Source organism: Priestia filamentosa, from assembly GCF_900177535.1.
GTDB classification, from domain to species: Bacteria; Bacillota; Bacilli; order Bacillales; family Bacillaceae_H; genus Bacillus_I; species Bacillus_I filamentosa.
In genome coordinates this window covers 1-11,543 of sequence record NZ_FXAJ01000010.1, presented here as the reverse complement: position 1 = coordinate 11,543, position 11,543 = coordinate 1, and the positions used below count along the sequence as shown (strand labels likewise).

9 protein-coding genes, 8 tRNA genes and 1 rRNA gene are annotated in these 11,543 nt (G+C 37.7%); 1 reads left to right on the top strand and 17 read right to left on the bottom strand.

Going from position 1 to position 11,543, the window contains the following annotated elements:
* The first annotated feature begins 16 nt into the window (after nt 1-16).
* Nucleotides 17-859, top strand: a complete 843-nt coding sequence (locus B9N79_RS22600; RefSeq protein ID WP_019395599.1) for an aldo/keto reductase — start codon at nt 17-19, stop codon at nt 857-859.
* A 526-nt stretch (nt 860-1,385) separates the two neighbouring features.
* Here B9N79_RS22600 and B9N79_RS22595 read toward each other — a convergent pair.
* The 17 genes from B9N79_RS22595 to rrf all read right to left on the bottom strand — a co-directional run bounded on the left by B9N79_RS22595 (nt 1,386) and on the right by rrf (nt 11,370).
* Nucleotides 1,386-2,024 carry a nitroreductase family protein gene (locus B9N79_RS22595; RefSeq protein WP_046218268.1) on the bottom strand — a complete coding sequence of 213 codons (639 nt, stop codon included), beginning with the start codon at nt 2,022-2,024 and terminating at the stop codon, nt 1,386-1,388.
* A gap of 13 nt (nt 2,025-2,037) precedes the next feature.
* A complete protein-coding gene (locus B9N79_RS22590) occupies nt 2,038-2,472 on the bottom strand; it encodes a MarR family winged helix-turn-helix transcriptional regulator (protein WP_019395601.1) in 435 nt (144 codons plus the stop codon).
* A gap of 287 nt (nt 2,473-2,759) precedes the next feature.
* A complete protein-coding gene (gene glmS / locus B9N79_RS22585) occupies nt 2,760-4,562 on the bottom strand; it encodes a glutamine--fructose-6-phosphate transaminase (isomerizing) (protein ID WP_019395602.1) in 1,803 nt (600 codons plus the stop codon).
* A gap of 488 nt (nt 4,563-5,050) precedes the next feature.
* Nucleotides 5,051-6,400 carry a phosphoglucosamine mutase gene (glmM, locus tag B9N79_RS22580; RefSeq protein ID WP_085118996.1) on the bottom strand — a complete coding sequence of 450 codons (1,350 nt, stop codon included), beginning with the start codon at nt 6,398-6,400 and terminating at the stop codon, nt 5,051-5,053.
* Nucleotides 6,401-6,415: 15 nt separating this feature from the next.
* Nucleotides 6,416-7,888 carry a CdaR family protein gene (locus B9N79_RS22575; protein WP_048896667.1) on the bottom strand — a complete coding sequence of 491 codons (1,473 nt, stop codon included), beginning with the start codon at nt 7,886-7,888 and terminating at the stop codon, nt 6,416-6,418.
* Nucleotides 7,881-8,702, bottom strand: coding sequence for a diadenylate cyclase CdaA (cdaA, locus tag B9N79_RS22570; protein WP_019395605.1), 822 nt, complete (start codon nt 8,700-8,702; stop codon nt 7,881-7,883). The genes B9N79_RS22575 and cdaA overlap by 8 nt, the downstream gene beginning before the upstream one ends.
* A gap of 241 nt (nt 8,703-8,943) precedes the next feature.
* Complete coding sequence (locus B9N79_RS22565) at nt 8,944-9,549, bottom strand: anti-sigma factor family protein (protein WP_019395606.1); 606 nt, start codon at nt 9,547-9,549, stop codon at nt 8,944-8,946.
* A gap of 12 nt (nt 9,550-9,561) precedes the next feature.
* Nucleotides 9,562-10,125: an RNA polymerase sigma factor SigW gene (sigW, locus tag B9N79_RS22560; protein ID WP_085118993.1), complete on the bottom strand. Its 564-nt coding sequence runs from the start codon at nt 10,123-10,125 to the stop codon at nt 9,562-9,564.
* Nucleotides 10,126-10,502: 377 nt separating this feature from the next.
* Nucleotides 10,503-10,575 (bottom strand) — tRNA-Lys (locus B9N79_RS22555).
* A gap of 2 nt (nt 10,576-10,577) precedes the next feature.
* Nucleotides 10,578-10,652 (bottom strand) — tRNA-Gln (locus B9N79_RS22550).
* 49 nt (nt 10,653-10,701) lie between these two features.
* Nucleotides 10,702-10,786: transfer RNA gene (locus tag B9N79_RS22545), tRNA-Tyr, on the bottom strand.
* Nucleotides 10,787-10,798: 12 nt separating this feature from the next.
* Nucleotides 10,799-10,871: transfer RNA gene (locus B9N79_RS22540), tRNA-Thr, on the bottom strand.
* A gap of 23 nt (nt 10,872-10,894) precedes the next feature.
* A tRNA-Val gene (locus tag B9N79_RS22535) sits at nt 10,895-10,970 on the bottom strand.
* A 27-nt stretch (nt 10,971-10,997) separates the two neighbouring features.
* Nucleotides 10,998-11,069: transfer RNA gene (locus B9N79_RS22530), tRNA-Glu, on the bottom strand.
* Between the two features lie 25 nt (nt 11,070-11,094).
* A tRNA-Thr gene (locus tag B9N79_RS22525) sits at nt 11,095-11,167 on the bottom strand.
* 3 nt (nt 11,168-11,170) lie between these two features.
* Nucleotides 11,171-11,245 (bottom strand) — tRNA-Asn (locus tag B9N79_RS22520).
* A 9-nt stretch (nt 11,246-11,254) separates the two neighbouring features.
* Nucleotides 11,255-11,370: ribosomal RNA gene (gene rrf, locus B9N79_RS22515) — 5S ribosomal RNA — on the bottom strand.
* Nucleotides 11,371-11,543 lie beyond the last annotated feature (173 nt).

Genomic DNA, 11,543 nt, shown 5'->3' with positions numbered 1-11,543 from the left:
AAAGGAGTGATTCATAATGAGTAAGTCAATACCAGAAGTTACGCTTAATGATGGTACAACAATCCCTGCTATCGGTTTTGGTACATACGCTCTTAATGGAAATGTGGGATCTAATGCGATTAAGAGTGCTATTGACATTGGATATCGCTTAATTGATACTGCTTATAACTATGAGAATGAAGGAACTGTTGGGGAAGCAATTCGCCGTAGCTCCATTCCAAGAGAACAGTTAAGAATTACATCCAAACTTCCTGGTCGTTATCATGAATATGATAAAGCTGTTACAACAATTCAAGAGTCTCTATACAGAGCTAACTTGGATTACTATGATTTATATCTTATTCACTGGCCAAACCCAAAACAAGATCACTATGTAGAAGCATGGCAAGCACTAATTGAAGCTAAAAAATGGGGTCTTATCCGCTCAATCGGTGTTTGCAATTTCTTACCTGAACATATTGAACGACTTGAACGTGAAACAGGTGTGAAGCCAAGTATAAATCAAATTGAACTTCATCCGGCTTTTAATCAGGAATACCAACATAAATGGCATGTAGAACAGAATATAAAAACAGAATCATGGAGTCCTTTATCTCGTGCAAGTGATGTCCTTCGTAACGATCAACTTGCTCACATTGCCGAAAAACACAACAAAACGATCTCTCAAGTTATTTTGCGCTGGCACTATCAGCTAGGAGCGGTTCCTATTCCGAAGTCAGCCTCTCCTGAGCGCCAGCTTGAGAATATTTCTATCTTTGACTTTTCTCTTGATGAGAAAGATATGAAAGAAATTGCTTCCCTTTCTCGTCCAGATGGAAGAATTAACGATCAAGATCCTGCTATATATGAGGAATTTTAATATGGAAAAACCTTGCTTTATAAGAAGCAAGGTTTTTTAATGAAAACTGACAATAATTCTTATAATAAGAACCCGTCATATAAATAAAAGCAAAGCATCCTTACTCCCATAAAAGCTGAAAAATTAAACCTCATAATAATAGATAAAGTCCTCTAGATATAATTTCTCTAAATGAAAATGTATAATGTAAAACAGTTCAAAAGATAAAGAAGAAGCAAAGCACCTGCCCGTACCAACAAGTACATGCATACTATTTCTTTAACCACTAACTTTAGAATTAGCTAAAAACTTCTCGGAACTTACCCTCTCCAGTAAATAAAAAGAATCCACTTTGAAAAAGGTTTTTCAAAATGGATTCTGATTAAATAGCCCTAAATTCCCAAATTTGTCTGCTCTTTTTTATTTATTAGACTAGATATTTATACTTTCTTAAATACCTAATATATTCTAGAGAGCATTTTGTAATCTTCAAACACATATGAATCTTAATTAAATAATCATTACTATTTTCTAATGTAAAATTGTATTATTTCCACTGTGTAATTTTATCAATAGGGAAACGATATGAAGCATATCCTTCATCAACTGACTTTCCAATTGATAAAAGCATAACAGGTACATAACGCTCTTTTTCTATTCCAAAAACTTCGGCCATATTTTCTTTTTCATATCCTCCAATTGGATTCGTGTCATATCCATGAGCACGAGCTGTCAGCATTAACTGCATTGAAACAAGTCCTGCATCAATTAGAATCGTTTCACGGTTGTCTTGTGCCGGCAGCTTCGCAAAATGCGCAGTTAAAGCTTGTACTTGTCTTTCTTTAACTTCTTGTGGCATATATCCAAGCTCAACGGCTTTTGAGTAAATCTCTTCGATATATTCACCATTTTGCATGTCTGCAAATACTGCGATAACTGCAGAGGAAGTAGTAACTTGTGATTGATTAAATTTAGCTAGTTTCGCAAGTTCTTCTTTTCCTTCGTCACTTTCAATAACAAGAAAACGCCATGGCTGCGCATTGACTGAAGATGGTGCTGTAGTTGCTTCTTCTAATATTGCAGTCATTTCTTCCTTGCTGATTTTAACTGTTGGATCATAGTTACGTATAGATCGACGTTCTTTCATGATTTTCATAAAATCATTTGTTTTTACTGTAGTCCCCATCTGTAAAACTCCTCTATGCTTTAATATTTTCTATATTTTTTTTCATTTGTGATAGTAAATGAAGAAGTACATTACGTTCTTCTGTGCTAATATTAACAAGCATTTCCTCCATGAAACGCTCTTTCTCTTTCTTGTAAGACTCGATTCGTTCTCGTCCTTGGTTAGATAACTTAACAAGCGTTATTCGGTTATCTTCAGGTTTCCTTCTTCTTGATACCATTCCTTTGTTCTCAAGCTGTTTGACGTGTCTTGTAATAGCAGCCCCATCAATATTCACCTTTTTTTGAAGGTCACTTTGACTGATTTCATCAACTTGATAAAGCAATGTAAGCAATTCTAATCGAGATTGGCTAATGCCAGTACATTCTTCAAATTTCAAGCCAATCACTTTGCTTAAGTAGTGTAGTTGATACAAAATTTCCCCTTCTTGTGAACACCTTGTTGTCAAAAATTATCCCTTCTTTCTTCCAAATAAATTAATTGATACGTCAATAATTGATGTATCAATAATATACACTGTATTTTTCTTTTTGGCAAGTGTTTTGTTTATGGTAGTTTTTATTTTGTTCTATCTCCTTTATCTCAATTCGTAAAAAACTGAAGCATGAGATCAGAGACCACAGCTATAGTGGGCTTAGTTGATAATAGTATAATTCTAAATATCTTCAACAATACAAAAAGCCGATACTGAATTCAGTATCGGCTTTTATGTTTTTATTTATAAAACTGTCTTACTTACTCAACTGTAACAGATTTTGCTAAGTTACGTGGCTTATCAACATCACAATCGCGGTGTAATGCTGCATAGTACGCAATAAGTTGAAGAGGAATAACTGCTACAAGCGGTGCAAGTGTTTCATGTACAGCAGGAAGAACATAGCGGTCTTCTTCTGTTTGTAAGCCTTCCATAGAAATGATACAAGGATTAGCACCACGAGCTGCTACTTCTTGCACGTTACCACGGATACTTAAATTTACATGTGCTTGCGTTGCTAGAGCAATAACAGGCGTACCGTTCTCAATAAGAGCGATTGTACCATGTTTAAGTTCTCCACCAGCAAAACCTTCTGCTTGGATATAAGAAATTTCTTTAAGTTTTAGTGATCCTTCAAGACCTACATAGTAGTCAACTGCACGGCCGATAAAGAAAGCATTACGAGTTGTTGATAGGAATTCACGTGCGATTTTTTCCATTTCTTCTTTATCATCGCAAAGTGTTTCGATTGCGTTTGCTGCAATAGCAAGTTCTTGTAAGAAATCAAAACCAAGCTCAATTCCTTTTGATTTAGCTGTAACAGCTGAAAGAATAGATAGAACAGCTAGTTGCGCTGTGTATGCTTTTGTAGAAGCTACAGCAATCTCAGGACCTGCATGCAAAAGAAGTGTGTAATCTGCCTCACGAGAAAGTGTTGAACCTTGTACATTTGTAATTGTAAGAGCTTTATGACCCATTTCTTTTACTTGAACAAGTACTGAACGGCTGTCTGCTGTTTCTCCACTTTGAGAGATAAAAACAAATAGCGGCTTTTCAGAAAGAAGCGGCATATTGTATGAAAATTCACTTGCCACGTGAACTTCTACAGGAACTTTTGCCCATTGCTCAATGAACTGCTTACCAACAAGACCTGCATGATAGCTTGTTCCGCATGCAACGATGTAAAGACGATCAGCATCGTTCATTGCTTTTAAGATATCTTCATCAATTTTAAGCTCGTTGTTAGCATCTTGGTATTCGCTAATAATTTTACGAATAACACCAGGCTGCTCATCAACTTCTTTTAGCATATAGTGAGGATATGTTCCTTTTTCAATGTCACTTGCGTCAATTAGAGCAGTGTAAGGCTCACGTGCCATGATTTCGCCTTCTAAGGTTTCAATTGTTACATTATCACGACGAACAATAACAACTTCCTTATCCATAAGCTCTAAATATTGATCTGTTACTTGTAGCATTGCCATTGCATCACTTGCTACAACGTTAAATCCATCACCAAGACCAACAAGAAGTGGGCTTTTGTTTTTTGCTACAAAAATAGTATCAGGATCTTTTTCATCGATAAGAGCTAAACCGTATGAACCATGTAAAAGACCTACTGTCTTACGGAAAGCTGCATCAACATCCAATCCTTCGTTCGCAAACTTTTCAACAAGTTGCACAATAACTTCTGTATCTGTATCACTTACAAATGTTACATCTTGTAAGTATTCATTTTTTAATAGTGAATAGTTCTCGATAACGCCGTTATGCACTAATGTAAAACGACCTGAAGTACTTTTATGAGGGTGAGCATTTAATTTACTTGGCTCTCCGTGTGTTGCCCAACGTGTATGACCAATTCCAGCCGGTGCTACTACGTCATAATCAACTGCGTCACGTAATTTCGCAATACGTCCTTTTTCTTTAAAAAGTTGAACACCGTTGTCTCCGATTACAGCAATACCTGCTGAATCATAGCCACGATATTCAAGTTTTTCTAATCCACGTAATAAAATTTCTTTTGAATCTTGAGTTCCAATATAGCCGACAATTCCACACATAAACTTTTTCCTCCTTAAGTTAAACCGAACAAGTTTAAATACAAAAGAAACCACTTTTCTGTCGTTGTCCAACGAGTCACCTCGCTGATTTAGACAAGAAAATTACGGCTGTGGTCACATTCAGCCGGGAGGCATCCGCCGAAATATCGATAAACCTCCTCCTCGTCAACTAAGCAACAGTTCCGTCTCTTTGCTTAGTTCAGGCGCTTTTATAAATACGTTAAATGTAGCGTTGCCTCTTTTTCCATATTTAAGAGACGAACAGCTTTATATTACAATAGTCCAAAAAAACCGTCAATTAAAATTTTGTGAACTCTTTTACAAAATTGTTTTTTTACAGTATAAAATCCTTTATCCATCCCTCCTGTTAAGCATTTTATGACGATATTTACAACTGTATAACAGGCTTGTCATCTACCATAAAGTATCAGACATTAATAAAAATATGCATAAGAAGTGAAAATGTTCCACTTCCTATGCATAAAGGATTAAGCGTCTAGACCCATTTCGTCTACAACGACTTTTACAATGCGATCTACGTATTCTTTACATTCTTTATCTGTAGGAGCTTCTACCATCACGCGCACTAATGGTTCTGTACCAGAAGGTCTTACAAGTACACGCCCATGGTCTCCCATTTCTTTCTCTACTTCTTCAATAATATTTTTTACTTTTTCATTAGATGTTACATTATGCTTGTCTGTTACACGAACATTTTGTAAGATTTGCGGAAATTTCTTCATTTCACTTGCAAGCTCTGAAAGCGACTTTTTCGTTACCTTCATAATATTCACAAGCTGGATAGCAGAAAGCATTCCATCCCCTGTTGAAATGTAGTCAAGGAAAATAATATGTCCTGACTGCTCTCCTCCTAAGTTGTATCCATTCTTCTTCATCTCTTCAACAACATAGCGATCTCCTACCGCAGTTTTTACACTTTTTACGCTGTGCTCGTCAAGTGCTTTATAGAAGCCAAGGTTACTCATTACTGTTGACACAACAGTACCTTCGTTCAGCATACCTTGCTCATTTAAATATTTTGCACAGATATACATGATCTGGTCTCCATCAACAATCTGCCCTTTTTCGTCAACAGCAATCAAACGATCTCCGTCTCCATCAAAAGCAAGTCCAACGTCAGCACCTTTTTCTTTTACGAATTCAGCAAGCACTTCAGGGTGTGTAGATCCAACCCCGTCATTAATGTTCGTACCATTCGGAGAAGCTCCCATTGTTGAAATTTCTGCTTCTAGGTCTGCGAAAAGATGAGCAGCTAGAGAAGACGTTGCTCCATGTGCACAGTCAAGTGCAACATGGATATCAGAGAAGTCCTCATCAACACTCTGCTTCAAGTATTGAAGATATTTTTGACCACCTTCAAAGTAATCATTTACTTGACCAAGATCGGCTCCTGTTGGACGTGGTAATGTATCTTCAGTACTATTTAAAAGAGCTTCAATTTCCTCTTCCTGCTCATCTGAAAGTTTAAAACCATCAGAACCAAAGAACTTGATTCCGTTATCCTGAACAGGGTTATGTGAAGCGGAAATCATCACTCCTGCTTGTGCACCTGTTGCTTTTGTTAAATATGCTACTCCTGGTGTTGAGATAACGCCTAAACGCATAACCTCAGCTCCAATGGAAAGAAGACCTGCTACAAGAGCTCCTTCTAACATATGGCCAGAAACACGTGTATCACGGCCAATTAGGACTTTTGGTCGCTCCATATCTTTTGTTAGGACATATCCCCCAAAGCGTCCTACCCGAAAGGCTAATTCAGGTGTTAATTCACTGTTCGCTACCCCACGAACTCCATCTGTACCAAAATATTTACCCATTTCATATTCTCTCCTTTATTCACTGTTTGCTGGATTTTGTTCTTGTTGCTGTTCGTAATTTGTTGTTTGTTCACCTTGCTGCTCTTCTTCTTCCTCTTCTGGTGGAGGCTCTTCTTCTTCTTCTTCTTTAGCTGTTATCTCTACTTTGGCAGTGCTCGTGTTCGGGGTGATTTGTACTCCACTTGGTCCGCTTACGCTAATAGGCAATGTATATGTACCTGCTTCGTACCCGCTTGCACTCACACTTGCACTAATATCTCCTGCACTTAGAGATTGAACCGTATTTTTAGGTCCTGTTGCACTTATGCTAATTGTCCCATTTGATGGAGTTAACATTTGATAAAGAAAAGAATCCGATTGACCTCCAATTGAGAGACTAACACCACTAATAGTTCTCGTTAAATTCGTCTCTTCTTCATCTTCCTTCTCTTGTTCTTTCTCTTCCTCTTCTGTAGTAGTCTCTTCTGGTTCCGTTGATTCTTTTTCTACTGTTTCTTTTTCGTCTTCTTTAGCTTCTTCTTCCTTTGTACTACCTTCAGAAGTATTGACTTTGACTTTTACACTTTCAGGACTTACTCGCTTGATGCCCTCTGGTAAAGGGACGTTTACCTCTACGGTCTCTGTACCTCTAATATCACTAACATCAACAGGGATTTCTGAAATTTCATTCACACTTTTTAAAGCATCTTCATCTCCATAAATAACAGCTTCTTTTGTCTGTGGTTCGATGCTTGTTACCTTCACTCCCTCACTGGGAGTTCCAGATGCCTCGAACTTTAATGGGACACTTTTGCTTTCCCTTTTAATTGGTATATTAACTTGTACAAACTCTGGATTTGTATCAACGTTAAGTTTATTTAAGTTACGATCAAAAGCTACAACTTTTGCTTGTTGCTTTATTGTGCTATCTGCATCATCTTCTTCAACTAATGCTTTCACAGAAGAAATAGATTCAATCTGTGACTTTCCACCTGTTACAACAACGCTTTTAGGTGAAACAGAAGGAGTGCCGGCAACATATCCAGATTTAATCTGGTCTGAGGCTAAGCTAACCTCAAGTGGAAACTTTTTTGATACTTTTTGCTCGATTGTAACTTGCACAGTTTTCGGATCAATTTCAACACTTAAACCATCATCAATATTATCATGAAGTTTAACTTGATGATTACCTGGTTTTAAGTTTTCTAAGTTAGCATATACTTTTACATCTCGCTGAAGTTTAATGTCACTCTTTGATCCTTTTAAGGTAATATCTACTGTTTCAGGCAGTCCTGATACAATATATTTCTCATCATCAAAATAAGCTGTAACAGGAACATCTTGAATGGTTTGGGTTTCTTCATTGCTTGTACTTCCACTGCTACTTGAAGAGTTAAAAGGAGAGCTGCTGCTTCCTGTTTCTTCTAATGTGACGGATAGATACAGCATAAAAGCTAATAGTAAAGCGATGATTTTCATAAACCAATGATTATTCATAAGTTTATCCATCTCTTTTCCCCCTCCACTGCCAGCGAGCTCCAGAGGATGATCTCGTTTGGCCAATAAGTGTGCTTGTCAGAATTTCACCAAGAGAATCTGGAGTTAATTCACGATGAAGCTCACCGTTTTTAGTCACAGAAATACCACCTGTTTCCTCAGAAACAATTACTGTAATACTATCTGTCACTTCACTTATTCCAACAGCTGCACGATGTCGGGTTCCTAGTTCTTTAGAAATAAAAGGGCTTTCTGAAAGTGGAAGATAACAAGCTGCTGCTGCTACTTCATTGCGCTGTAAAATAACCGCACCATCGTGCAGCGGGGTATTCGGAATGAATAAGTTAATTAGTAATTCAGATGATACCTTCGCTTTTAGATCTATTCCTGTTTCAATATAATCTCCCATTCCTGTTTCACGTTCAATAGAAATAAGAGCACCAATACGTCTTTTCGCCATATAACTTGTTGCTTTTACAACTGCTTCAATTACTTTTGTTTGTTCATCTTCTTCAGGAACCGATCCTCGAGAAAAGAGCTTTCCGCGTCCTAATTGTTCTAAAGCACGTCTTAGCTCTGGTTGGAAGATGATAATAATTGCTAAGAATCCCCATGTAAGTGCCTGGTCCATAATCCATTCGAGCGTTCTTAACCCTAAAAATTTACTTAAGAACTGGACGACAATAATTACCGTAATCCCTTTCAAAAGTTGAACGGCTTTTGTACCTCGAATTACCATAATGATTTTATAAATAACGAACCAGACTAGGAGAACATCGATAACATTTCCTACATAATTCAAAACCGGTAGCTCTCCAAAGAGCATGATCTCACTTCCTCTTTATATAATCATCACCCTATTTTTTATACCGTCTAATTATTATTCGTGTATTTAGTTTTGTGAATACTTTAATATGCTTTATCATAGTGATTTCAAAAGCTTCATAACTTTTTTATTATATCATAAAACATATTAATATGAGCGTTGTTAACAAGTTGAAAAAAAGATGATATAAAAAAGGCAAAGTAGTAAAATAACTGCCTTTTTATATCATCTTCCCTAATTTCTAAAAAGCATGCACAATATTATCCGTTGTCGACTTCATTTTGTACCATAACCATTCAAACATTTGGTCTAACTCTCTAATCTCACCGGTTACTTCCCCTGCTGATGCAAGATAATTAGAACCGTTAATGACGGTCACACTTCCATTTACTTTACCTTCTATGCGGGTATTACCGTTTCTCACAACAAGATCTCCTTGAACAGTCTTTCCTTCTGGGACAATTGCCGTATGTCCTTTCACTTCAACGTTGTCCTGTTTTGACACAGAGAACTCACTGTTATTCGACCAGCTAGAAAGGGCTCCTCCAAGCATTAGAACGAAAAAAACAGCCGCTGCGGTTAGGAGGGGATGGCCTTGTAACCATCTTCTTGCTTTTGCTCGTTTACGTTCTACAGGTAAACGGTTCATGACTCCTTCTGTGAAGTTTGCTGGAGCATTAACATGTGAAGTACTTTGAATAAAAGCAATTGTTCGTTTCAGCTCACGAAAATGCTCACTACACTCCTCACACTCTTGGAGATGTTTTCTTAGCTTCTGTTCATCAGCTGCCTCTATATCTCCATCAAGATATTCATGCATAAATAGTGAAACATTTTTACATTCCATAGCAATCACCCCTTACATATGACGGAGCTTCTTTCTTAAAGCCTCTCGTCCACGATGAATCCTTGTTTTCACTGTCCCAATTGGTAACTCCATAGTATCGCTAATCTCTTTTAAAGGAAGTTCATCTACATACTTTAAAATAATAACTGTTCGATATTTTTCAGGCAACTGGGCAATTTGTTGCTGTACATATTCATGAAGCTCAAGTTTTTCTACACTTTCTTCTGGGAGCTCTCCATCTGCAGCAATTTGAGAGTACATGTTCAGTCCTTCAGTCCCAGCAACCTCAGCATCAAGAAAGTAATCAGGTTTCTTTTTTCGAATACGGTCAATACAAAGGTTTGTAGCAATTCGATAAAGCCATGTTGAGAACTTACGCTTAATATCATAACTATCAATATTAACATATGCGCGTAAGAAGGCTTCCTGTGCCATATCTTCTGCTTCATGAGCATTCCCTAACATCCTATAGCAAAGCTGGTAGATTTTATCTTTATAATATTCTACAACCTCAGCAAAAGCGTTCTGATCCCCTTTTTTTACTTTCTTTATCTTGCTTTTTATAAACAAATCCATCTCCTGAGTACCTCCGCCCATTGCGGGATAATTGTAGTACGATTCTTTTTCTAAAAGGTTTCATTTCTCCGCAAATATTTTTCATTCCAATGATACATTTTAACATTTTTTATATTACAAAAGAGACAAAATTTAATTTTTTACCATTTTTACTTTTATCTGTATAAAAAGAGAAACCTTCTGAAAAAGAAAGCTTTTTGGGTTGGAAACAAAGAACAAAAGAATTATCACCTTTAAACTTTAAATAAGAGGGAAAATAGAATCAAGACGATAAGATTAGTTAATATAGAAAGCATTTGTTTTTAATATATAAAAAGCCGTGAAGATTTTCACAGAATATGAAAATCTTCACGGCTTTAAGTTCCAATGAATCAAGATGAGCCATGAAGGACTCGAACCTTCGACCCTCTGATTAAAAGTCAGATGCTCTACCAACTGAGCTAATGGCTCATTGGCTGGGCTAGCTGGATTCGAACCAACGCATGACGGAGTCAAAGTCCGTTGCCTTACCGCTTGGCTATAGCCCAATATTATTCTATATGTAGTGTACCCAATTTCTTTTGTTTTAAACAAAAATGGTGGAGGGGGACGGATTCGAACCGCCGAACCCAGAGGGAGCAGATTTACAGTCTGCCGCGTTTAGCCACTTCGCTACCCCTCCAAGAAATAAGGATGCCGGCAAGAGGACTTGAACCCCCAACCTACTGATTACAAGTCAGTTGCTCTACCAATTGAGCTACACCGGCATAGGTTACTATATTATTTTAAATGGTGGAGGATGACGGGCTCGAACCGCCGACCCTCTGCTTGTAAGGCAGATGCTCTCCCAGCTGAGCTAATCCTCCGCTCAAATTGTTGCTATGTAATAAAAGTGACCCGTACGGGATTCGAACCCGTGTTACCGCCGTGAAAGGGCGGTGTCTTAACCGCTTGACCAACGGGCCATAACTGCTTAATATGTGCTCGGCAAGCTTCCAACCGGGATTGAACCGATGACCTCTTCCTTACCATGGAAGCGCTCTACCAACTGAGCTATGGAAGCAAATGGCTCCACAGGTAGGATTCGAACCTACGACCGATCGGTTAACAGCCGATAGCTCTACCACTGAGCTACTGTGGAATATAGTTAGCCTGGCAACGTCCTACTCTCACAGGGACAAAGTCCCAACTACCATCGGCGCTCAAGAGCTTAACTTCTGTGTTCGGCATGGGAACAGGTGTGACCTCTTGGCTATGGTTACCAGACAAATTCTTTTGGTTAAGTGACGCAACATTATCTATTATACAAGCATTCTTTCGAAAAAGCAAGCGTTTTTTAAAAAAATTGCTCACTCAAAACTAAATAACAAGGCAAGGAAAAACATATCCGATTATGATCAATTCTTAGGTTAAGTCCTCGATCGATTAGTATTAGTCAG